Source organism: Burkholderia sp. Bp9143 (genome assembly GCF_003853645.1).
Classification (GTDB): domain Bacteria; phylum Pseudomonadota; class Gammaproteobacteria; order Burkholderiales; family Burkholderiaceae; genus Burkholderia.
Window position 1 is genome coordinate 122,604 of the sequence record NZ_QTPO01000006.1, and the last position, 21,126, is coordinate 143,729.

The following is a 21,126-nucleotide window of genomic DNA, read 5'->3' on the forward strand; positions in this document are numbered from 1 at the left end:
TTTCTACGGGGGCAATCCGCACATGAAGAAACAAATCTCGTCGATCGCCGCGGGGCAGACCGCGAAGGCGCTAATCCTCGTCTACCTGACGTTCAGCGTGCCGATCGTGCTGCTCGGCATCCTGGTCGCGTACATCCGCTACGGGATGGTCGAACTGAGCACGATCCTGAGCGCGCTGCTGCTGAACGCGATCCTCGGTTTCGTGCTGCTGTGGATCGCCTGCCACGCGTACAACTGGGTCGCGTCGCGCTTCGGCGGCATCGAGATCGTGCTGTCGGATCCGCCGGAGGAGGCGTGAGCGGCGCGCAGCTGATCCGCGCGGCCGAAGCGCGCGACGTCGGCGCGATCCTCGCGCTGATGCGCGAGCTGGCTGCGTTCGAGAAGCTCACGCACCTGTTCGTCGCGCGCGACGCCGATCTGGCCGACGCGCTGTTCGGCGAACACCCCGCCGCCGAAACGCTGGTGGCCGAGCGCGACGGCGCGATCGTCGCGTATGCGCTGTTCTTCCACAACTATTCGACGTTCCTCGGCCGTCGCGGCCTGTATCTCGAGGATCTGTACGTGCAGCCGTCGCAGCGCGGCACAGGCCTCGGCACCGCGATGCTGCAGCACCTCGCGGCACTCGCCGTCGAGCGCCGCTGCGGGCGCTTCGAATGGTCGGTGCTCGACTGGAACCAACCGGCGATCGACTTCTACGAGAAGATGGGCGCGACCGTGCTGCCGGACTGGCGCATCGTGCGCGTCACCGGCGACGCGTTGAACGCACTCGCCGCGCGCTGAACCCGGGCCGGCCACGCCGGTCGCTGTGTCGAAAGATAACGGGCGCCCCTGCGCCCGTTTTTCATTCCAGCCGGTTTCGGCTGCCTACGTCATGCGTCATGCATCGTCCGCATCGGCGCCGTCCGCGACTTCCGAACCGAGCAGCCCGGCCGCCGTATCGCCCGGCAACGCCTCGACCTGTTTCAGCTTGCGGTTCATCACGCGAGTGCGCTGCTCGGCGGCCTCGATCGAGCGCGTGACCGTTTCGAGTTGCGCCTTCGTGCGCGCGAGCACGTCGCCAAACTTGCCGAATTCGGTCTTGACCGCACCGAGCACCTGCCACACCTCGCTCGAACGCTGCTCGATCGCGAGCGTGCGGAAGCCCATCTGCAGGCTGTTCAGCAACGCGGTCAGCGTGGTCGGCCCGGCCACCGTCACGCGATAGTCGCGCTGCAGCAGGTCGGTCAGCCCCGGGCGGCGCAGGATCTCCGCATAGAGCCCCTCGGTCGGCAGGAACAGCAGCGCGAAATCGGTCGTATGCGGCGGTGCGACGTACTTCTCGGCGATCGTGCGCGCCTCCATCCGCACGCGCGCCTCGAGCGCACGGGCCGCTTCCTCGACCGCCACCGAATCGGCACGTTCCTGCGCATCGATCAGCCGCTCGTAGTCCTCACGCGGAAACTTCGCGTCGATCGGCAGCCACACCGGCGGCGCGTCGCGCGTGCCGGCGTCGCGCCCCGGCAGCCGGATCGCGAACTCGACGCGTTCGCTGCTCTTCGGCACCGTCGCGACGTTCTTCGCGTACTGGTCGGGCGTGAGCATCTGTTCGAGCAACGCCTCGAGCTGCACCTCGCCCCAGGTGCCACGCGTCTTCACGTTGGTCAGCACCTTCTTCAGGTCGCCGACGCCGGCCGCGAGCGTCTGCATCTCACCGAGCCCGCGGTGCACCTGCTCGAGCCGGTCCGACACGAGCTTGAACGATTCGCCGAGCCGCTGTTCAAGCGTCGCATGCAGCTTCTCGTCGACGGTGCGCCGCATCTCCTCGAGCTTCGCCGCGTTGTTCGTCTCGATTTCCTTCAGCCGCTGCTCGAGCGTCGCACGCACTTCGCCGATCCGGCGATCGTTGGCCTCGGTCAGTTGCGTGAGCTGCCGGTTCAGCGTGTCGCCGAACAGCCGCAGCGCGACCGTTTGCTCTTCGCGCGCCTGCTGCGCCTGGCGCTGCACGCTCTCGCGCATCGCGTCGAACTGCTGCGCGTTGCCCGCGACGAGCTTGCCAAGCTGTTGCGCGAAACCTTCGATCTGGTTGTTCTGCACGGTCGCGATACTCGTCAACTGCGTCGCGAGTGTCTGCTGAAGCTGCGAGAAATTGCCGGCCAGCTCGGTGCGCGAGCCACGCGCATTCTCGACGATCTCGCCGCGCAACTCGCGTTCGAGCCGCTCGACCGCGAGCGCCTGCGCGTGCGCGGCGTCCTCGATCTGGTCGCCGAGCACGGCCGCATCGTCGTGGCGGCCGCAGCCGCGCACGATCGCGGCGATCGCCACCGCGAGCGCGACGGCCAGCACGACGACCGCCGCCAGCAACAACATCGTCGTCATGCGCGCGGCTTCCCGATCACGTCAGGGTTGATCGGATTCGGCGGCTGCCCCGCGCGCGGCCCAACGTCCAGCGCGGCGATCAGGTTGTCGGCCGCGAGGTTCGCCATCGCGCGGCGCGTCTTCTCGGTCGCGCTCGCGATATGCGGCGTCAGCACGACGTTCGGCACCTCGAGCAGCGCCGGATGGACGCTCGGCTCGCCTTCATACACGTCGAGGCCAGCCGCGGCGATCGTCCCGTCGCGCAGCGCGGCGGCCAGCGCCGCGTCGTCGACGATGCCGCCTCGTGCGATGTTCGTCAGCGTCGCCGTGGGCTTCATCTTCGCGAGCTCGGCCGCGCCGATCGTGTGATGGTTCTCCTTCGTGTACGGCAGCACGAGCACGACGTGATCGGCGCGCGCCAGCAATGCATCCTTCGACACGTATTCGGCGTTCAGCTCGGCCTCGATCTCTGGCGCGACCCGCGACCGGTTGTGATAGATCACCTGCATCCCGAAGCCGCGCGCACGCCGCGCGAGCGCCTGACCGATACGCCCCATTCCGATGACGCCGAGCGTCGAGCCGTAAATGTCGCTGCCGAGGAATCCGTCGTACGCCCACTTCTGCCAGTGTCCGGCGCGCAACCAGTGCTCGGATTCGGCGATCCGCCGCGCGGCGGCCATCATCAGCGCCCAGCCGAAATCCGCGGTCGACTCGTTCAGCACGTCCGGCGTGTTGGTGCCGAGCACGTTCGCCGCGTTGAACGCGGCCATGTCGAAGTTGTTGTAGCCGACCGCCATGTTCGACACGACGCGCAGGCGCGGCGCCGCCGCGAGCGCAGCCGCGCCGACCGGGTCGCCCGACGTCAGCGCGCCGTCCTTGTCCGCGAGACGCGCGGCGAGCGCGTCGGGGGCGAGCGCGTCGCCGTTGTTCCAGTCGACTTCGAAATACTGCTCGAGCCGTTCGATCACGTCCGGAAAGATCGGACGCGCGACCAGGATCTTCTGCATCGCCATCTCCACATGCGGCGGCCGGAACGCGGCGCATCGTGCGCCGCCTGAATCGTCCGCGCTTGGTTGAAAATCGTCAGCCTAAGCCGTGAAGAAAATCCACGACGTCAGCAGGAATACCGGCACCAGTATCACGAGCGCCCAGCCGAGATACGCGAAGAAGCTCGGCATCTTCACGCCGCGCGACTCCGCGATCGCCTTCACCATGAAATTCGGCGCATTGCCGATGTAGCTGTTCGCGCCCATGAACACCGCCCCCGCGGAAATCGCGGCGAGCGTCGTCGCGCCCGCCGTCATCAGCGATTGCGCATCGCCGCCGGCGAGGTTGAAGAACACGAGGTAGGTCGGCGCGTTGTCGAGGAACGACGACAGCAGGCCGGTCGCCCAGAAGTACATCGCGTCGATCGGCTTGCCGTCGGGCCCCGTGACGAGATGGACGATCTGCGCGAACGCGCCGTCCGCACCCGCTCGCAGGATCACGATCACCGGCGCGATCGTCACGAAGATCCCCGCGAACAGCTTCGCGACCTCCTCGATCGGCGCCCAGTTGAACGCGTTCCCTTCGCGCGCCGAGCGCGGCGTCAGCGCGAGCGACACGAGCGCCACGACGACCAGCACGACATCGCGCACGAGATTTTGCAGCGCGACGTGCGTGCCCCACACGTCGAACGTGATGCCCGGCTTCCAGACGCCGCTCATCAGCACGAGGCCGATCACGGCCGCGAGCAACACGAAGTTGACCTTGCCGTCGATCGACAGCGCGCCATCGTCGGGCGTCGGGTCGAGCGCGGCGGGCCGTTCCTCGCCGCCTTTCCGGTAGAAGTACGTATCGACCACGAAGAACAGCATCAGCAGCACCGCGCAGATGAACAGCATCGGCAGCGCGAGATGCGTGGTCGTCCAGAAGAAGCTCACGCCGTTCAGGAAGCCGAGGAACAGCGGCGGATCGCCGAGCGGCGACAGCGAGCCGCCCGCGTTCGCGACGAGGAAGATGAAGAAGATCACGACGTGCACGACGTGCTTGCGGTTGTCGTTCGCGCGCAGCAGCGGCCGGATCAGCAGCATCGCGGCGCCCGTCGTGCCCATCACGCTCGCGAGCAGCGTGCCGAGCGCGAGGATCGCGGTGTTCAGCTTCGGCGTGCCGTGCAGGTTGCCGTTGACGCAAATGCCGCCGGCGACCGTATAGAGCGCGGTCAGCAGCACGATGAACGGGATGTATTCCTCGAGCAGCGCGTGCACCAGCGCACCGAACGCCGTGCCCGCGCCGAACGCGACCGCGAACGGGACCAGGAACACGATCGCCCACGCCGCGGCGATCTTGCCGAAATGGTGATGCCAGAACACCGGGGCGATGAGCGGGAACACCGCGATGGACAGCAGGATCCCGGCGAACGGGATGCCCCAGAGTGCGGACAGCGTGGCACCGTCGAGCGTGGCGGCCGATGCGAGCACGGGAACGGCGCCAAGCGCGGCTCCCGACGCCATGCCCGCCCAGGCGGCATGTCGTTTCATGCAGAACTTCCTTGTGCGAGTGAGTCGAGTGAGGATGGATCGGGCGCGCGCGTCATGCGCCGCGCACGATGATCGCGTGAACGCGGTACGGGCCGTGCGCGCCCAGCACGATGGTCTGCTCGATATCGCCCGTACGCGACGGGCCCGATACGAAATTGACCGCGCGCGGCAATTCGCCGCGCTCCGCGCGAATCAGCGCGAATGCGTCTTCATGGCCCGCGACGATCCGCGACGCCGGCACGATCGCGATGTGGGTTTCCGGCAGCAACCCGGCCGATGCATAGGTGTCGGGGCCGGACAGCAGCACCAGCGAACCCGTTTCGGCAGTCGCGCAGAAGCAGCCGGTGAGGCCGACGAGGTCGCCGTCGCGCGGCTTGCGGCAGTCGACCGACAAGCCGGCGCCAGCCCAGTCGAGCTCGGCCAGCGTGCGCCATGCGACGGCCTGCATCGGCAGGCCGTGAGCGGAAAGATAGCGGGCAGCGGCGGCGGGCGCGTCGGCCAGCGTCGCGACTTCGTCGACCGTCGTCGACAGGCGCGCCGCTTCATCGACGAACGCGGCGACGAGGTCGGCCGGCATCGGCGGGCGCGGCCCTTCGGGATGGCGGGCGAGATAGTCGGCGACGCCGTCGCGCTCCGCTGCATCGGGCTCGGGTGCGCGTCCTTGCGCCGCGCGAATGCGTGCGAGGATCTGGCGACGGGCAGCGGAAGTGTCCATGAACGGTCCTCGTGACGTTGGCGTGCGATACCGTCGGATTATACCGGCCGCCCTCGCCGCGACGCACCTGGCCGCATGGCCGACGCTTACTGGGATGCGTCGTCGGCCGGCTGCGCGATGCCGAATACCTGGCGCAGGTACGCGAGATACGCCTTGTCGTCGCACATGCTCTTGCCCGGTGTATCCGACAGCTTCGCGACCGGCTGTCCGTTGCAGCGGACCATCTTGATCACGATCTGCAGCGGCACGTAGCCGAGATCGTTCGTGAGGTTCGTGCCGACGCCGAACGCGAGCTTGCAGCGACTGCGGAACCGTTCGTAGAGCTGCATGACCTTCGGGATGTCGAGCGCGTCCGAAAACACGAGCACCTTGGTGCGCGGATCGCAACGGTTCGCCTCGTAGTGGCGCAGCATGCGCTCGCCCCACTCGAACGGATCGCCCGAATCGTGGCGTGCGCCGTCGAACAGCTTGCAGAAGTACATGTCGAAGTCGTTCAGGAACGCATCCATCCCGTAGACGTCCGACAGCGCGATCCCGAGGTCGCCGCGATACTCCTTCGCCCACATCTCGAAACCGTAGGTCTGTGAATCGCGCAACCGCGGGCCGAGCGCCTGGCAGGCCTGCAGGTATTCGTGTGCCATCGTGCCGAGCGGCGTCAGGCCGTGCTTCATCGCGTAGAACACGTTGCTCGTGCCCGCGAACTGCGGCCCGAGCCCGTCGCGCAGCGTCAGCGCGACCTCCTCGTGCCACACCTTCGAGAAGCGCCGGCGCGTTCCGTAGTCGGCGATCTTGCAGTCGGCGAACTCGGGCTTCGCGCCGAGCAGCTTGATCTTCTCGCACAACCGCTCGCGGCCTTCGCGATAGTCGGGCTCCCGCTGCGTGTTGCGGAAATAGACCTCGTTGACGATCGCGAGCACCGGAATTTCGAACAGGATCGTGTGCAGCCACGGCCCCTCGATCACGATGTCGATCTCGCCGTTGCCCTTCGGCGAAGGCGTGATCGAGATGTACTTCTCGTTCAGGTGGAACAGCGCGAGGAAGTCGACGAAATCACTCTTGATGAAGCGCATGCGCCGCAGGTAGTCGAGTTCGTCGTCGGTGAAGCGCAGCGAACACAGGCCGCGCACCTCGTCGCGGATCTCGTCGATGTACGGCACGAGATCGACGCCGGGCGTGCGGCACCGGAACCGGTACTCGACGTTTGCGGCAGGAAAGTGATGCAGGACGACCTGCATCATCGTGAACTTGTAGAGATCCGTGTCGAGCAGCGAAGTGATGATCATGATTACGGCACCGCCAATATCGTGACAGGGCCCCGGCGCACCGCGCGCCGCCCGGTCTGTCGGCCATGTTACCCGAATGCGGGCCCGACCATCGTGAAACCGCCTCCCCCTGCCCGCCGCGTCGTGCGGGCGGCCGCACGCGCCGCGCCCGCTGTCGGCCCCATAAACTAATCACGAAACGATATAAGCCGGATAGCCGACCATGCCATGCGGGTTTTGCGCTTCAGTTACAATGCCGCTTTTGGCGCAAACGCCACCCCATATATACCGCCAAGCAGGAGCGTTTTGATGACTCACGTTGTGACCGAAGGCTGCATCAAGTGCAAATACACGGATTGCGTGGATGTGTGCCCGGTGGATTGCTTCCGTGAAGGTCCCAACTTTCTCGCCATCGATCCGGACGAGTGCATCGACTGCGCCGTGTGCGTCGCCGAGTGCCCGACCAATGCGATCTATGCCGAAGAAGACGTTCCGGGCGACCAGCAGCAGTTCACCGAGTTGAACGCCGAGCTGGCGAAGAACTGGCCATCGATCACGAAGACCAAGCCGGCACCGGCCGACGCGGACGAGTGGAAGGACGTGCAGGAAAAGCTGCACCTGCTCGAGCGCTGATCGCGAAGCGGCGCCGTAAAAAGTTTTTGCGCACCGCCGCTCAAAAGTATTGACAGGTTAGCGAACACTCCATACAATCTCGTTTCTCTGCTGTTGTTGTTTGTTCCCCGATAGCTCAGTCGGTAGAGCGCCGGACTGTTAATCCGTAGGTCCCTGGTTCGAGCCCAGGTCGGGGAGCCAAAAACGCAAAGGCCCGTTGAGAGTGGACGGGTTTTTTGTTGGCCGCCAGACAAACACGCAGATGTACCGATTTATTCCCCGATAGCTCAGTCGGTAGAGCGCCGGACTGTTAATCCGTAGGTCCCTGGTTCGAGCCCAGGTCGGGGAGCCAGACAGCAAAAGGCCCGTCATTCGACGGGCCTTTTGTTTTTCCGGCGCCCGCCGGTCACCGGCGCGCATGCTAGAGTCTCTGTCCCGCATTTGCATCCGGTTCCGTCGATGAAGCACCGCCTCCTTTCCGCCGCGCCGCTCGCCGTTCTGCTCTCCGCCCTTGCCGCCGCGCCGCTCGCGCACGCGGAAGAAGTCGGCAGCGTCAACACCCATTTCCGCGTGACGGGCTCCGACCGCGTGGTCGTCGAAGCGTACGACGACCCGCTCGTGACGGGCGTCACCTGCTACGTGTCACGGGCGCGCACCGGCGGGATCAAGGGCACGCTCGGCGTCGCCGAGGATCCGAGCGAAGCGTCGATCGCGTGCCGGCAAGTCGGCCCGCTCAGCTTCAAGGAGCCGCTCAAGCAGCAGACCGACGTGTTCAGCGAACGGATGTCGTTCATTTTCAAGACGCTGCACGTCGTGCGCGTGGTCGACAAGAAGCGCAACACGCTCGTCTACCTGACCTACAGCGACCGCATCGTCAGCGGCAGCCCGAAGAACGCCGTCACCGCCGTGCCGATGCCGGCCGGCACGACGATTCCGGTCAAGTAAGCCCGCGCCGGCCGGGCACGCGAGCGATACACTGTCGATTCGACCGCCCTCGCGCCCGACCATGTCCGCCACCCGTCTTCTTCCGGACTCCGCACGCTACTGGCGCACACCGCTGCTGCCGGATGCGGATCTGCTCACGGCTACCTATCGCGACCATACATTCGCACCGCACTGGCACGACGCGTACACGATCCCCGTGATCCTCGAGGGTGCGGAGCGCTACACCTGCCGCGGCAGCGGCCATGTCGCCGAAACAGGCACCGTGCCCGTGATCAATCCCGGCGACGTGCACACGGGCTCGCGCGCGACCGACGAAGGCTGGTGCTATCGCGTGAGCTACGTGCCGGTCGACTACATTCGCACGCTCGCGAGCGCGATTGCGGGACGCCCGCAGGATGCGCCATGGTTCCCGTCCGACGTGATCCGCGACACCGATCTCGCGACACGGCTCGCGCGGGCCCACCGGATGATGGAGGCCGGCAGCGAGCCCATGCCGCCGTTCTACCCCCACGAGCAGCCGGCCGCCGATGATCCGGCCGCCGCCGCACCGCGCGTCTACGATCCGCTCGCCGCCGAAACGGCGTTGCTCGATGCGCTGTCGACACTGATCGTGCGCCATGCCGACGCGCGGCAGCAGCCGGCGGTGCTCGCGGCCGACGAGCCGCGCGTCGACGCGATGCGCGAACGGCTCGCCGCCGATCTTACGTGCACGGTGACGCTCGACGACGTCGCGCAGGCCGCCGGCCTGTCGCCGTTTCACGCAGCGCGCCTGTTCACGCGCGCGATCGGGATGCCGCCGCATGCGTGGCGCAACCAGCTGCGGCTGCAGCGCGCGCTTGCGCCGTTGCGCGCGGGCGTGTCGATCGCCGATGTCGCCGCGGCCAGCGGTTTCGTCGACCAGAGTCACTTCACACGGCATTTCAAACGGATGTTCGGCGTGCCGCCCGGACGCTGGCAGGCGCGCTGACGCCCCCGCCCTGCACTCGACAACACGCGGCAGCCGGCACGCACGCAGCACCGCCGGCACCCGCGAGCGCAAGAACATACAAGCCGCCACGGCATCGCCCCCGCTATCCTCCATTTCATGGAGACGCGCCCCTTGAACCCTACCCCCCGACCTTCGCCCACGCCTCGCCGCCCGCTCAACGAATGGCTCGACGGCGCACGCGACACGATCCCGATGATGATCGGCGCGGCACCGTTCGGCGTGATCTTCGGCACGCTCGTCGGCGGCGGCCCGCTCGCCGCATGGCACGGCGCGCTGATGTCGCTCGCGGTGTTCGCGGGCTCCGCGCAATTCATCGCGCTGGGCCTGATCGCCGGCAGCGCGAGCTTCGTCGTCGTGCTCGCGACGACGCTGATCGTGAACCTGCGTCACCTGCTGTACAGCGCGACACTCGCGCCGTACGTCGCGCACCTGCCGCTGCGCTGGCGTGCGACGCTCGGCGCGCTGATGACCGACGAGGTATTCGCGGTCGCCTATGCGCACTACCGGCACTTCCCGCCGGGTACGATCGGCCCTCACTACTTTTTCGGCTCGGGCCTCGCGATGTACGTGAACTGGCAGGTCTGGACGCTCGCGGGCATCGGCTTCGGCGCGGCCTTCCCGGGCCTCCAGTCGCTCGGCCTCGATTTCGCGATGGCGGCGACCTTCATCGCCATCGTCGTCCCGCAACTCGGCACGCTGCGCTATTTGGCGGCCGCCGCGACGGCCGGCACGCTCGCGTACTTCTGGCAGGGCTGGCCGTACAAGCTCGGGCTGCTGGGCGCGGTCGCCGCCGGTGTCGCGGTCGGCGTTGCGCTCACGCTGCTGCACGAGCGTTCGCGCACCACTTCACGCACGGAGGCCGCATCGTGAGCTACGCGCTGCTGATTCTCGGAATGGCCGTGATCACCTATGCGATCCGAACGACGCTGTTCCTGTTCGGCGAGCGGCTGACTTTCCCGCCGCTCGTGCGGACCGCGCTCGGCTTCGTGCCCGTCACCGTGCTGACCGCGATCATCGTGCCGATGACCATCTCGCCGCACGGCGGCGCGGCCGAGCTGACCTGGCGCAATCCGCAGCTCGTCGGCGCGCTCGCCGCGGTGCTCGTGTCGGCGACGACGCGCCGGCCGCTCGTGACGATCGCGGTCGGACTCGCGGTGTTCTTCGTCTGGCAAGGGGTCGTGATGCCGCACTGGTTGTCGGCCTGAGCGGACGTCGCCGGCCGCGCTCAAGTTTCCGTCCGGCGCGCCGATATAGGGAATGAAGACCCGCCATCGGCCTCCGCGCGAACCGGTCCGTCGACGCTGCGCCCGCACCGGTGCGCGGTATCGGCCGCCGGCTCGCGCAGGCCGCCATCGAGACGATTCATGGGCCAGATCACCCTTTCCCTCAAGGACGACACGCTTGCGTCCCTGCGCAAGGACTACGACGCGTTCGTGCGCGTGTCGCTGAAACTCGACCCGCAGTTCGCGACGCCGTCGTTCGAGGATTTCCTGCGCGCCAAGCTGCTCGACAACATGGTGCCGCTGACCGAGCATGCCGTGCAGCGGATGCTCGAGGGCGGCCAGTACGCGTGGGCGAAGCGCACGCTTGACAAGGAATTCCCGGACGTCGTCGCGATCCTGATGCGGCAGGCCGGCGAATTCGGCTTCGGCTTCGCGTCGCGCTCCGAATGGACGCCCGACGAGCTCGCGAAGGCGTGCCGCGACTGGGCCAAGGCGATCGTCGCCGAAGCGCAGGGCGACGCGTCGCTCGTCGATCCGCTCGCGGCGCAGATCAAGAGCGCGGTGCACGACATCCAGGCGCTCGAGGAAACGATGCAGACGCCCGCATGGCGGCTCGCGGAATCGCTGCGCCAGCGCATCTACGAGGCAAAGCTCGCGTGCGAGATGAGCGTCGGCAGCGCCGCGCGCGACAAGCTCGGCGAACTGCGCGGCCTGCTGCGGCTCGGGCTCGCGCACGGCTCGTTCCAGAAACAGGAAGCGCAGCAGATCATGGAATACCTGCGGCTGCTGAAGCCCGAGATCTTCGTCGACGAGCCGTACGACGTATTCGCGCGGCTCGCCGCGTGGCTGCGCAGCGTGTTTACGCCGTCCGCCGCACAGCCGGCGCATGGACCGGGGCCGGAACAGCGCCGGCCATGACGGCCCGCCTCCACGCATGAAGAACGGCCCGGTTCGCGCGAAGCGAACCGGGCCGCGGTGCGATCGCCGTCACGACGCGCCGTCCGGGGCGAGCGCCGTGCGACGTCGGGGTGCCGCTTACTGCGCGGCGCCCGAGGCCGATGCACCGCCCTGCACGCCGGCCGACGCGCCGCCTTCGACCGCTTCGTCGCCCACCTTCGACTTCGCCGAGCCTGCGTGGTGCTTGGCCGACTTCATCGCATGCTTCGCGTGCTTCTTGGCCGAGTGGACCGACGACGCCGCCGTATCCTGCGCGCCGTCGGCTGCCGCACCGACCGCATCGGTCGCGCCGCCGACCGCATTGCCCGACGCGTTCGCGCCGGCACCACCCTGCATACCCGCACCGGTGCCTGCCCCTGCTGCCGGCGCCTGCGTCTGCACGCCGGCGCCCGCGGTGCCCTGTGCCGCGACGCCAGTCTGCGCGAATGCGGCCGAAGTGGCGAACGCCGTCAGCGCGGCACCGATCAGCATCGTACGAATCTTGGACATGACAATCCTCCTCAAGAAGTTGTGGGCGCGAACCGCCTCGATGCGGTCCGTCGCGTCCCCTGCCGCAACACGCAGCAGGTACGACGAAAGACCCGCGGGCCACCCGGCAGGTTCTCGAATCTCTCAGACTGTTACCCACCGTTTCATTTGCTGACGAATCGCTCACAGTCCTTAACAACTGCGGCCCCGCGAACCTGCACGAACGTCCGCGCTCGCGCGCCGGGCCGCGGTGCCGTATGATGCGGGGCGATTCCTCCCGCGCATCGCGCGCTTCCTTCGTCATGCCCAATCTGGATTTCACGCTGACCGGCGAATACGTCGAACTGCACAACCTTCTCAAGATCACCGGCCTCGCGGACAGCGGCGGCACCGCGAAGATGTTCGTCGCGTCCGGCGCGGTGAAAGTCGACGGCGTGGTCGAGCTGCGCAAGACCTGCAAGATCCGCGCGGGCCAGGTCGTGCTGTTCGGCGATACGCGGATCGCGGTTCACGACGCATAGCGGTTCCCCCTGACCGTGACATGGCCATCGGCGCGCGCGTTCGACACCGTTCGAATAAAGCCGTAAGCTAGCCGTCTCTCAAAATAAATACAGACAGCGCGGGCCCGCACCCGCGCGAGCGCCCATTCCATGTCGCATTCCGGTCTTACGCGGACGGCCGCCGCGCCGCCGTCCCTGTCCAGTCATGCCGCCGATACCGCGCGCCTCGCCGCGCCGCTCGCGATCGCGCAACTCTCGCAGATGGCGATGAGCGTCACCGACACGGTGCTGCTCGGCTCGCTCGGCCCCGATTCGCTCGCGGCGGGCGGCCTCGGCGCGAACTTCTTCTTCGTCATCGTGACCGTGCTGCAAGGCGTGCTGTCGTCGGTCAGCGTGAGCGTCGCGCATGCGCGCGGCGCGCAGGCGGAACACCGCGTGCCGCACATCTACTGGACCGGCTTCGTGCTGTCCGTGCTGCTCGCGATTCCGGCGATCGTCGCGCTATCGCTGTCCGAACCGATCCTGCTGATGTTCCACGAGCCGCCGACGCTCGCGCACCACGTCGGCGAGTACACTGGCATCCTGCGGTTCGCGGCGCTCGGCAGCCTGATCGGCGTCGGACTGATGCGCGCATTCCTGCCCGCGATCGGCGCCGCACGGCGGCTGCTGTGGGTGTCGATCGGCGGCGTCGGAATCAACGGCGTGCTGAACTACGGACTGATCCACGGCGCATTCGGCTTGCCGCGGCTCGGCTTCCTCGGCTCGGCGGTCGCGACGACCATCACCATCTGGCTCACCGCGCTCGCGCTGATCTGGCTGCTGCACGGCCGCCAGCGGTTCCGCCATTTCGTGACCGCCGCCCGCCCGAAACTGCCCGTGATGGGCGAACTGATCGGCATCGGCTGGCCGGTGGCGATCACGTACGGGGTCGAATCGACGCTGTTTCTCGCCACGGGCCTGACCATCGGCGTGCTCGGCGCGACGTCGCTTGCCGCGCACCAGATCGCGCTGAACGTCGCGTCGGTCGCGTTCATGGTGCCGCTCGCGATCGGCCAGGCCGCCAACGTGCGGGTCGGCTATTGGGTCGGCGCTGGCCAGCCGGTCGCCGCGCGGCATGCGGGTTTCGTCGCGCTCGGTCTCGGCGTCGCGTTCATGTCGCTGTCGGGGCTCGTGCTGATCGTCGCGCCGCATGCGATCGTCGGCCTGTACCTGCACCTCGACGATCCGGCCAACGCGGCGACTGTGTCGCTAGCCGCGTCGCTCCTCGGCATCGCCGCGGTGTTCCAGATTGTCGACGGAATGCAGACTGTCGGGTCGGGCGCGCTGCGCGGGCTGCGGGATACACGCATCCCGATGCTCGCGGCGACCCTCGGCTACTGGGGCATCGGCTTCCCGACCGGCTACTGGCTGGCGTTCCATGCAGGCCTCGGTGCACGCGGCCTGTGGTGGGGGCTCGCGGCCGGCCTCGCAAGCGTCGCCGTGCTGATGGCCTGGCGCTTTCATCTGAAGACCGCGTCCCTCGTCGCATCGACGCGCTGAGCGCGACACGACGCGAAATCGCGGCTGGCGCTATGCTTGTCGGCTGAAGACTCACGACGCCGCGCCAGCGGCGCGACTGCCTCACGATACGCCAGACGCCGCGCGACGCGCGGCCTTTCCCCTTCCCAAGAGGAGTGCATCATGAACGAAGCAGTTCGGATGGAACGCGATACGTTCGGCGAGATCGCCGTGCCGGCCAACCGGCTCTGGGGCGCGCAGACCGAGCGCTCGCTGCAGAATTTCCGGATCTCGACGGAAAAGCAGTCGCCCGAGCTGATCCACGCACTCGCGATCGTCAAGCGCGCCGGCGCCGCCGTGAACCAGTCGCTCGGCGTGCTGGCAGACGACAAGGCGCGCGCGATCATCGACGCGGCCGACGAGATCATCGCGGGCAAGCATCCGCGCGAATTCCCGCTCGCCGTGTGGCAGACGGGCTCCGGCACGCAGACCAACATGAACCTCAACGAGGTGATCGCGAACCGGGCGAGCGAACTGCTCGGCGGCGAGCGCGGCGAAGCACGCAAGGTCCACCCGAACGACGACGTGAACCGCGGCCAGTCGTCGAACGACGTGTTCCCGACCGCGATGCACGTCGCGGCCGCCTACGCGATCGTCAACCACCTGCTGCCCGCGCTGCGCACGCTGCGCGCGACACTCGACGCGAAGTCGAAGGCCTTCGCCGACATCGTGAAGATCGGCCGCACGCACCTGCAGGACGCGACGCCGCTCACGCTCGGGCAGGAATTTTCCGGCTACGTCGCGCAACTCGACCAGGGCGTCCGGCACGTCGAATCGGCGCTGCCGCACCTGTACGAACTCGCGCTCGGCGGCACCGCCGTCGGCACCGGGCTGAACGCGCATCCGGAGTTCGCGGTGCGCGTGGCCGACGAGATCGGCCGACTGACGAAGCTGCCGTTCGTGACCGCGCCGAGCAAGTTCGAGGTGATGGCGGCCGCTGACGCTCTGGTGTTCGCGCACGGTGCGCTGAAGACGGTCGCGGCCGGCCTGATGAAGATCACCAACGACGTCCGTTGGCTCGCGAGCGGGCCGCGCTGCGGACTCGGCGAACTGTCGATTCCGGAAAACGAACCGGGCAGCTCGATCATGCCGGGCAAGGTGAACCCGACGCAGTCGGAAGCCGTGACGATGCTGTGCTGCCAGGTGTTCGGCAACGACGTCGCGGTGAACGTCGGCGGCGCCAGCGGCAATTTCGAACTGAACGTGTTCCGGCCGATGATCGCGCACAACGTGCTGCAGTCGGTGCGGCTGCTCGCCGACGGCGCGCAGAGCTTCAACGACCACTGCGCGGTGGGCATCGAGCCGAACCGCGCGCGCATCGACCTGCTGCTGAACGAATCGCTGATGCTCGTGACGGCGCTCAATCCGCACATCGGCTACGACAAGGCCGCGCAGATCGCGAAGAAGGCGCACAAGGACGGCTCGACGCTGAAGGCCGCCGCGCTGGCGCTCGGCTACCTGACCGAGGCGGAATTCGACGCGTGGGTACGCCCCGAAGAGATGATCGGATCGCAGTAATCGCGCATCCGACGCGATGACGGGCGCGGCGCGCATGCGCGGCGCCCGTAGTCGTCAGACGGTGCCCTTCGCCACTTCCTCGGGTTTCATCTCGACGATCTTGTCGAGCGCGGCGCGCACGTCGGCCGCATACTTCGCGAGCACCTTCTGCTCGTCCGTCTCGGGCACGAACGGCGGCACCGGCACCGGGTTGCCGTTCTCGTCGACCGCGACGAACACAACCAGGCAGTCGGTCGTCTGGCGCAGCACGCCTCCCTTCGGATCGCCGGCGTGCACGGACACATGGATGTGCATGCTGGTGCGGCCCGTCGCGACGACGCGCGCCTTCAGTTCGACCAGGTTGCCGACGAGAATCGGACGCTGGAAGCGGATGTTGCCGACGCTGACCGTCACGCAATAGCGGCTCGACCAGACCGCCGCGCACGCATACGCGACCTCGTCGATCCACTTCATCAGCGCGCCGCCATGCACCTTGCCGCCGAAGTTCACGGACGACGGCTCGGCGAGGAAGCGGAATACGGTTTCGGTGCGGTCGAGGGCGGCCGGTACGGGGGACGGTTGGGACATCGTGGTAGCTCCAGGCGGCGGGGGCACGGCAATCGGCGCATTATACGTTGCGCTGCGACAATACGTCGCGGTGCCCGCCGCGCGGCCGCGACGGCCGCCCGCCCGCGCGTTGAACCGGCAACGGCACAGGAAATCGGTGCCCGTCAGCGGCGCACCGTGATTCCCTGATCGATCGTCCCGTACATCTCGAGGCTGCCACCCCGCTCGCCGGCGGCGCCCGCACCGCCCTGCGCACAGGCCGCACAGAGGAGCGCGGCCGCCAACAGGCAGAAAATCGTCTTCATCGTTGCATCGTGTCGCATCCGGCGGCCCACTGCCGCCGCGTCCGGCCATTCTACGCGTGCGCAGCCGGCGACCGCGGGTCGTACACCGCCCCGCCGCATCCGACATTTCATCCGAACACGAAACATCGAATGCGCGCAGCGCCTACACTGCAGTCATTCCGCCTGACGAGACACGACGATGACCGATCAAGACGACCACCACTTTCCGGGCCTGAGCCGGATCGGCGCACTGATCGCCGATCCGGGGCGCGCCGCGATGCTATGGGTACTGATGGACGGCAGCGCGCGGCCGGCCGGCGAACTGACGATGATCGCGGGGCTGTCACCGTCCGCGGCGAGCGCGCACCTCGCACGCCTGACCGAAGGCGGCCTGCTTGCGCTCGACGTGCGCGGCCGGCACCGCTACTACCGGCTCGCGTCGGCCGACATCGCGGCGTCGCTCGAAGCGCTCGCGAACGTGGCCCGCGCGGCCGCGCCGAACCGTCCGGTGCCCCCGCCGTCGCGCACGGTGCCGGCCGAGCTGCGCTACGCGCGCACGTGCTACGACCACATGGCCGGCGAGCTCGCGGTTCGCATCTTCGACGGGCTCACCGCACGCGGCTGGCTGCAAGCGGACGGCGACGCGATCGAGACCACCGAGCTCGGCACGCAGGCACTCGCGGGCTGGGGCATCGACGTCGCGCAGCAGCGCACGCGCCGGCGCCGCTTCGCATGCGGCTGCCTCGACTGGAGCGAGCGCCGCGCGCATCTCGGCGGCGCGCTCGGCGCCGCACTGCTCGACAGCTTCTGCGCACACGGCTGGATCGAGCGCGCCGCACGGCCGCGCGTGTTGCGCGTCACCGTGCCCGGACAGCAGGTTTTCGACGACTGGCTTACGTCCGCTTGACGCGCACATTGCGACCGGACGACAACGGCAAGCGATGGACAGGTTTTGTTACATCGCGTGCCATCCGGCTTACAAAACACCGAGCACTGAAACAGGCCGAGCGGATATTGTGAATTCAACGGCACGAATCGACGCGCCGCGATAACGACGAAGACGCTCATTATGGCCCCCCTGTTCACGCTCAAGCGCACCGCCCGCTGCACGCTGCTCGCGATCGCCGCGCTGGCGACCCTGCCCCCCGCATTCGCGCAAGCGACACAGGCCGCGGCGTATGCGACGGCCGCCCGGCAGCCGGGCGGCGATCCGCCGAGCCGCGTCGCCCGGCTCAACTACATGTCGGGTGCCGTGACGACGGAACCCGCCGGCACCGATACGTGGTCGTACGCCGCCGTGAACCGGCCGCTGACGACCGGCGACCAGCTGTGGAACGATGCCGGCGCGCGCTCGGAACTGCACATCGGCTCGACCGCGGTGCGACTCGGTGAATCGACGAGCCTGTCGGTGCTGAACCTCGACGACACCACGACGCAGTTGAAGGTCGGGCTCGGCACCGCATCGACGCACGTGCGCGATCTGCCGTCCGGCGGGTCGTACGAAATCGATACGCCCAATCTTGCGCTCGGCATCACCAGCCCCGGCGACTATCGCGTCGATGTCGCGCCGAACGGCGCAAGCACGACGGTCACCGTGCGCAGCGGCGCCGCAACCGTCTACGGCAGCAACGGGCAGTATCCGCTGTCGCCCGGGCAGCAGGTCGTGTTCACCGGCACCGACCTGCAGGTCGCTCAGCAATCGGCCGCGCCGAACCCCGATGCACTCGACCAGTGGGCCGCCGGCCGCGATGCGACCGAGCAGCGCTCGGTGTCGGCCCGCTACGTATCGCGCGACGTGCCGGGCTACCAGGATCTCGACGCGAACGGCACGTGGCGCGAAACCCCGAATTACGGCGAGGTCTGGGTGCCGAACGACACGCCGGCCGACTGGGCGCCGTATCACGACGGTCACTGGATCTGGCAGGCGCCGTGGGGCTGGACGTGGGTCGACGATGCGCCGTGGGGCTTCGCACCCTATCACTACGGCCGCTGGGCCTACGTCGACGACAGCTGGGCGTGGGTGCCCGGCCCGATGGTCGTCAGTCAGCCCCCCGTTTACGCGCCCGCGCTCGTCGCGTTCGTGGGCGGCGGCGGCGGTCCCGACTGGAGCGTCGCGCTGACGGTCGGCGGCGTCGCCGCGGCCGGCTGCGCATGGTTCGCACTCGGCCCGGGCGAACCCTGGCATCCCGGCTGGGGCGGCTGGAGCCCGCATTACTACGACCGCGTGAACCGGAACATCGTGGTCAACAACGTCACGGTGAACAAGACCGTGAACGTGACGAACATCACCAACATCACGAACATCAACAAGACGTACGTGAACTTCCGCGCGCCGCACGCGATCACGGCCGTGCCGGCGTCCGCGTTCGTGCACGGCCAGCCGGTCGCGCACTTCTCGCAACGCGTCGATCCGCAGCAATGGCGCAACGCGCACGTGATGCCGGGCACGCCCGGCATTGCGCCGGTGCGCCAGAGCTTTACCGGCGGACTGCGCACGGCCAGCTACCGCCCGCCGGCGGCGATCGGACAGCACGCGTTCGTCGCGACGCGCAATCCGGCGGTGCCGGCCGCGTTTCGCGACCAGACGGCCGCCCATCTCGCACGGCAGGGCGGCCACGTGCCTGGCGCGGGCGCACCGGTCGTGAGGACGAGCGTGCCGGCCGACTATCAGGCTCGCCCGGTCCGCGTTCCGGGCAACCCGAAAGCCGGTGCATGGGCGATGCGCAACGTGCAACTCGTGAATCCGCACGGTCCCGTCGTGCAACCGGCGCACGCGCCACGCGAAGGCCAGCCGGCCCCGGCACAGGCACAGGCGCAGGCACTGGCCGCACGGCCGGGCGCGCCAATGCCGGTCGTGCCGAATGGCGCGCGGCCGATGAACCGCGAAGCCCCCAATGCGCCGCATTTCGCCAACGGCGCCATGCCGCAGGCGCCGGGCAATCCGGCTCCGCGTCAGGCATTGGGCCCCGGAAATGGCGTCCCGCATCCGCCGACGGCCGCCAACGAGCCGACCGGGCGCGACAACCCGCATGCAGCGGCGGCGCCCGCGCCCGCGTGGATGCAGCCGCACACGCCGATGGAGCGTCAACGCACGACGCCGCCGACGGCACTCCACGCAGCGGGACAGAACGCACTGCCGCCCGTGCGCAGCGCGGCGCCGGTCCCGCATCCGGAAGCCGCGCCCGGTACGCAACCCGGCGGGCGGCAGGAAACGCCACGCGCGTTGCCGCAACCGCGACTCGACACGACCGCGCAGATTCCGCAGCCGCGTCCGCGTCCCGATTTCGCGGCACCGGCCCAGCATGCGCAGCCGCGGCCCGAACGAGTCGCTCCGGCGCCGCAACCGCGTCCCGAATTCGCGCAACCGGCACCGCGCCGCGAAGTCGCGCCGCCGCACGTGAACGAGTACCGCCCGCCCGCGCCCGCCGTCCATGAAATGCCGCGACCGCAGCCGCAGGCCCCGCGCATGGAGCCGCGGCCGTCGATGCCCGCGCCGCACATGGAACCGCGGCCGCAACCGGCACCGCGTGTCGAGGCACCGCACCCGAGCAATCCACCGCCCGGCGGCCACGACGAACGGCGCCACCAGTAACCGCGCCCGATGAAACGGAAAGGCCCGACCGGCGAGTGCCGGTCGGGCCTTCTTCATTCTGCCTGGCGCGGGCCGCATCACCCACGCCGCCGTCGAACGTCGCGGCTCAGACCGCCATCGGCGCGGTCAGCGGCTCATGGTGCCGGTAGCCGACGAGCGAGAAATCGGACGGCTCGATCTGCTCGAGCCATTCGGGCGCATAGACACCCGTCTCCGCGTAGTCCGGCACACGCTCGGCAATCTCGAGCCGCGGGCTGTCGTACGGCTCGCGCGTGAGCTGCTGCTGCAGCATGTCGAGCTGGTTCTCGTAGATGTGCGCGTCACCGATGAAATACGTGAACCAGCGCGGCGTGTAGCCCGTCAGCCGGCCGACGAGCGACAGCAGCGCGGCCCCTTCCGTCAGGTTGAACGGCGTGCCGAGCCCGACGTCGTTGCTGCGGATGTACAGGCACAGCGAAATCTCGCGCTTCGTGACATTCGGCAGGAACTGATACAGCAGATGGCACGCGGGCAGCGCGATCTGGTCGAGTACGGCCGGATTCCATGCGTGAAACAGGATACGGCGGTCGGCCGGATTCTCCATGATCGTGTCGAGACACTGGCGCAGCTGGTCGATCGCCTTGTACAGCAGCACCTTCGGCACCCCGTCCTCATCGAAGCGCGTGACGATCCGGAAGCCGCGGCGCGTCGCGTCGGCGATCTGCGCATCGGCGCCCGCATCGAGCACCTTGTAGCCGGGCCACTGGCGCCATTGCACGCCGTACACGTCCCCCAGGTCGTCGACGCCCTGACGGTACGGGTTCGCGAGCCATTGCGCGTTGTCGTTCGCGTTCGCGTCCCACACCTTGCAGCCGAGCGCGCGGAAATCGGCCGCGCTGCGCGATGCACGCAGGAAACCGACCAGTTCGCCGATCGCGGACTTGAACGCGAGTTTCTTGGTCGTCACGGCCGGGAAACCTTGCTGTAGGTCGAACCGCAGCATCGCGCCGGGCATGCTGATGGTGCGGATGCCCGTGCGGTTCTCCTGCCAGGTGCCGGTGTCGAGGATGGTGCGAACGAGGTCGAGGTACTGTTTCATGCGGGTTCCTTCGGCCGCGAGGGCGGCC

22 protein-coding genes and 2 tRNA genes are annotated in these 21,126 nt (G+C 68.3%); 15 read left to right on the forward strand and 9 right to left on the reverse strand.

The genetic code is table 11. From position 1 onward, the window contains the following. Positions 1-22: 22 nt before the first annotated feature. The gene (locus tag DIE23_RS06285) at positions 23-298 is read left to right on the forward strand and encodes a hypothetical protein (protein ID WP_006476519.1); all 276 of its coding nucleotides are present in this window, start codon (positions 23-25) and stop codon (positions 296-298) included. Then, complete coding sequence (locus DIE23_RS06290) at positions 295-780, forward strand: GNAT family N-acetyltransferase (protein ID WP_124611315.1); 486 nt, start codon at positions 295-297, stop codon at positions 778-780. Before DIE23_RS06285 ends, DIE23_RS06290 begins: the two co-directional genes overlap by 4 nt. Before the next feature lie 96 nt (positions 781-876). On the opposite strand, the gene DIE23_RS06295 is transcribed toward DIE23_RS06290, so the two are convergent. From DIE23_RS06295 to pncB, 5 genes are all read right to left on the reverse strand, one after another. Further along, positions 877-2,355 (reverse strand): DNA recombination protein RmuC, encoded by a 1,479-nt coding sequence (locus tag DIE23_RS06295; protein WP_124611316.1) that lies wholly within the window; start codon positions 2,353-2,355, stop codon positions 877-879. Then, positions 2,352-3,341: a D-glycerate dehydrogenase gene (locus DIE23_RS06300; RefSeq protein WP_124611317.1), complete on the reverse strand. Its 990-nt coding sequence runs from the start codon at positions 3,339-3,341 to the stop codon at positions 2,352-2,354. Before DIE23_RS06300 ends, DIE23_RS06295 begins: the two co-directional genes overlap by 4 nt. An 81-nt stretch (positions 3,342-3,422) precedes the next feature. Next, a complete protein-coding gene (locus tag DIE23_RS06305; protein WP_124611318.1) occupies positions 3,423-4,853 on the reverse strand; it encodes a sodium:proton antiporter in 1,431 nt (476 codons plus the stop codon). A 52-nt stretch (positions 4,854-4,905) separates the two neighbouring features. Next, positions 4,906-5,568, reverse strand: a complete 663-nt coding sequence (locus DIE23_RS06310; RefSeq protein ID WP_124611319.1) for a lactate utilization protein C — start codon at positions 5,566-5,568, stop codon at positions 4,906-4,908. 86 nt (positions 5,569-5,654) lie between these two features. After that, on the reverse strand, positions 5,655-6,851 hold the full coding sequence (pncB, locus tag DIE23_RS06315; RefSeq protein ID WP_124611320.1) for a nicotinate phosphoribosyltransferase: 1,197 nt from the start codon (positions 6,849-6,851) through the stop codon (positions 5,655-5,657). Between the two features lie 288 nt (positions 6,852-7,139). Between pncB and fdxA the strand changes: the two genes are divergently transcribed. From fdxA to DIE23_RS06365, 8 genes are all read left to right on the forward strand, one after another. Beyond that, a complete protein-coding gene (fdxA, locus tag DIE23_RS06330; RefSeq protein WP_006753067.1) occupies positions 7,140-7,463 on the forward strand; it encodes a ferredoxin FdxA in 324 nt (107 codons plus the stop codon). A 104-nt stretch (positions 7,464-7,567) separates the two neighbouring features. After that, positions 7,568-7,643, forward strand: a tRNA-Asn gene (locus DIE23_RS06335). A gap of 75 nt (positions 7,644-7,718) precedes the next feature. Next, a tRNA-Asn gene (locus tag DIE23_RS06340) sits at positions 7,719-7,794 on the forward strand. Positions 7,795-7,901: 107 nt separating this feature from the next. Then, the gene (locus DIE23_RS06345) at positions 7,902-8,387 is read left to right on the forward strand and encodes a CreA family protein (RefSeq protein WP_124611322.1); all 486 of its coding nucleotides are present in this window, start codon (positions 7,902-7,904) and stop codon (positions 8,385-8,387) included. A gap of 61 nt (positions 8,388-8,448) precedes the next feature. Then, the gene (locus DIE23_RS06350) at positions 8,449-9,354 is read left to right on the forward strand and encodes an AraC family transcriptional regulator (RefSeq protein WP_124611323.1); all 906 of its coding nucleotides are present in this window, start codon (positions 8,449-8,451) and stop codon (positions 9,352-9,354) included. A 117-nt stretch (positions 9,355-9,471) separates the two neighbouring features. Next, positions 9,472-10,245, forward strand: coding sequence for an AzlC family ABC transporter permease (locus DIE23_RS06355; RefSeq protein WP_124611324.1), 774 nt, complete (start codon positions 9,472-9,474; stop codon positions 10,243-10,245). Further along, positions 10,242-10,580, forward strand: a complete 339-nt coding sequence (locus tag DIE23_RS06360; protein ID WP_124611325.1) for an AzlD domain-containing protein — start codon at positions 10,242-10,244, stop codon at positions 10,578-10,580. Before DIE23_RS06355 ends, DIE23_RS06360 begins: the two co-directional genes overlap by 4 nt. 159 nt (positions 10,581-10,739) lie before the next feature. Beyond that, positions 10,740-11,516, forward strand: a complete 777-nt coding sequence (locus DIE23_RS06365) for a DUF4088 family protein (protein WP_124611326.1) — start codon at positions 10,740-10,742, stop codon at positions 11,514-11,516. A 117-nt stretch (positions 11,517-11,633) separates the two neighbouring features. On the opposite strand, the gene DIE23_RS06370 is transcribed toward DIE23_RS06365, so the two are convergent. Further along, positions 11,634-12,044 carry a hypothetical protein gene (locus DIE23_RS06370; protein WP_124611327.1) on the reverse strand — a complete coding sequence of 137 codons (411 nt, stop codon included), beginning with the start codon at positions 12,042-12,044 and terminating at the stop codon, positions 11,634-11,636. A gap of 281 nt (positions 12,045-12,325) precedes the next feature. Here DIE23_RS06370 and DIE23_RS06375 point away from each other — a divergent pair, with 281 nt between their 5' ends. From DIE23_RS06375 to fumC, 3 genes are all read left to right on the forward strand, one after another. Continuing rightward, positions 12,326-12,544: an RNA-binding S4 domain-containing protein gene (locus DIE23_RS06375; protein WP_006753074.1), complete on the forward strand. Its 219-nt coding sequence runs from the start codon at positions 12,326-12,328 to the stop codon at positions 12,542-12,544. Positions 12,545-12,673: 129 nt separating this feature from the next. Next, positions 12,674-14,062, forward strand: a complete 1,389-nt coding sequence (gene norM, locus DIE23_RS06380; protein WP_124611328.1) for a multidrug efflux MATE transporter NorM — start codon at positions 12,674-12,676, stop codon at positions 14,060-14,062. Between the two features lie 141 nt (positions 14,063-14,203). After that, the gene (gene fumC / locus DIE23_RS06385; protein WP_124611329.1) at positions 14,204-15,598 is read left to right on the forward strand and encodes a class II fumarate hydratase; all 1,395 of its coding nucleotides are present in this window, start codon (positions 14,204-14,206) and stop codon (positions 15,596-15,598) included. A 54-nt stretch (positions 15,599-15,652) separates the two neighbouring features. Here fumC and DIE23_RS06390 read toward each other — a convergent pair whose 3' ends face one another. After that, a complete protein-coding gene (locus DIE23_RS06390; RefSeq protein ID WP_014897688.1) occupies positions 15,653-16,165 on the reverse strand; it encodes an acyl-CoA thioesterase in 513 nt (170 codons plus the stop codon). Positions 16,166-16,308: 143 nt separating this feature from the next. After that, on the reverse strand, positions 16,309-16,449 hold the full coding sequence (locus tag DIE23_RS39410) for a hypothetical protein (protein ID WP_166488177.1): 141 nt from the start codon (positions 16,447-16,449) through the stop codon (positions 16,309-16,311). A gap of 178 nt (positions 16,450-16,627) precedes the next feature. Between DIE23_RS39410 and DIE23_RS06395 the strand changes: the two genes are divergently transcribed. After that, entirely contained in the window at positions 16,628-17,335 is a 708-nt protein-coding gene (locus DIE23_RS06395; protein WP_124611330.1) for a helix-turn-helix transcriptional regulator, read from the forward strand. Positions 17,336-17,497: 162 nt separating this feature from the next. After that, entirely contained in the window at positions 17,498-20,020 is a 2,523-nt protein-coding gene (locus tag DIE23_RS06400; protein WP_124611331.1) for a DUF6600 domain-containing protein, read from the forward strand. A gap of 106 nt (positions 20,021-20,126) precedes the next feature. On the opposite strand, the gene DIE23_RS06405 is transcribed toward DIE23_RS06400, so the two are convergent. Further along, the gene (locus DIE23_RS06405) at positions 20,127-21,098 is read right to left on the reverse strand and encodes a thymidylate synthase (protein WP_124611332.1); all 972 of its coding nucleotides are present in this window, start codon (positions 21,096-21,098) and stop codon (positions 20,127-20,129) included. Positions 21,099-21,126 lie beyond the last annotated feature (28 nt).

What these genes read in the sequence shown, in the direction of transcription:
- DIE23_RS06285 (WP_006476519.1), top strand. Translation starts at nt 23, where the DNA reads ATGAAGAAACAAATCTCGTCGATCGCCGCGGGGCAGACCGCGAAGGCG.
- DIE23_RS06295 (WP_124611316.1), bottom strand. Translation starts at nt 2,355, where the DNA reads ATGACGACGATGTTGTTGCTGGCGGCGGTCGTCGTGCTGGCCGTCGCG.
- DIE23_RS06300 (WP_124611317.1), bottom strand. Translation starts at nt 3,341, where the DNA reads ATGCAGAAGATCCTGGTCGCGCGTCCGATCTTTCCGGACGTGATCGAA.
- DIE23_RS06305 (WP_124611318.1), bottom strand. Translation starts at nt 4,853, where the DNA reads ATGAAACGACATGCCGCCTGGGCGGGCATGGCGTCGGGAGCCGCGCTT.
- DIE23_RS06310 (WP_124611319.1), bottom strand. Translation starts at nt 5,568, where the DNA reads ATGGACACTTCCGCTGCCCGTCGCCAGATCCTCGCACGCATTCGCGCG.
- pncB (WP_124611320.1), bottom strand. Translation starts at nt 6,851, where the DNA reads ATGATCATCACTTCGCTGCTCGACACGGATCTCTACAAGTTCACGATG.
- fdxA (WP_006753067.1), top strand. Translation starts at nt 7,140, where the DNA reads ATGACTCACGTTGTGACCGAAGGCTGCATCAAGTGCAAATACACGGAT.
- DIE23_RS06345 (WP_124611322.1), top strand. Translation starts at nt 7,902, where the DNA reads ATGAAGCACCGCCTCCTTTCCGCCGCGCCGCTCGCCGTTCTGCTCTCC.
- DIE23_RS06350 (WP_124611323.1), top strand. Translation starts at nt 8,449, where the DNA reads ATGTCCGCCACCCGTCTTCTTCCGGACTCCGCACGCTACTGGCGCACA.
- DIE23_RS06355 (WP_124611324.1), top strand. Translation starts at nt 9,472, where the DNA reads ATGGAGACGCGCCCCTTGAACCCTACCCCCCGACCTTCGCCCACGCCT.
- DIE23_RS06365 (WP_124611326.1), top strand. Translation starts at nt 10,740, where the DNA reads ATGGGCCAGATCACCCTTTCCCTCAAGGACGACACGCTTGCGTCCCTG.
- DIE23_RS06370 (WP_124611327.1), bottom strand. Translation starts at nt 12,044, where the DNA reads ATGTCCAAGATTCGTACGATGCTGATCGGTGCCGCGCTGACGGCGTTC.
- DIE23_RS06375 (WP_006753074.1), top strand. Translation starts at nt 12,326, where the DNA reads ATGCCCAATCTGGATTTCACGCTGACCGGCGAATACGTCGAACTGCAC.
- norM (WP_124611328.1), top strand. Translation starts at nt 12,674, where the DNA reads ATGTCGCATTCCGGTCTTACGCGGACGGCCGCCGCGCCGCCGTCCCTG.
- fumC (WP_124611329.1), top strand. Translation starts at nt 14,204, where the DNA reads ATGAACGAAGCAGTTCGGATGGAACGCGATACGTTCGGCGAGATCGCC.
- DIE23_RS06390 (WP_014897688.1), bottom strand. Translation starts at nt 16,165, where the DNA reads ATGTCCCAACCGTCCCCCGTACCGGCCGCCCTCGACCGCACCGAAACC.
- DIE23_RS39410 (WP_166488177.1), bottom strand. Translation starts at nt 16,449, where the DNA reads ATGAAGACGATTTTCTGCCTGTTGGCGGCCGCGCTCCTCTGTGCGGCC.
- DIE23_RS06395 (WP_124611330.1), top strand. Translation starts at nt 16,628, where the DNA reads ATGACCGATCAAGACGACCACCACTTTCCGGGCCTGAGCCGGATCGGC.
- DIE23_RS06400 (WP_124611331.1), top strand. Translation starts at nt 17,498, where the DNA reads ATGGCCCCCCTGTTCACGCTCAAGCGCACCGCCCGCTGCACGCTGCTC.
- DIE23_RS06405 (WP_124611332.1), bottom strand. Translation starts at nt 21,098, where the DNA reads ATGAAACAGTACCTCGACCTCGTTCGCACCATCCTCGACACCGGCACC.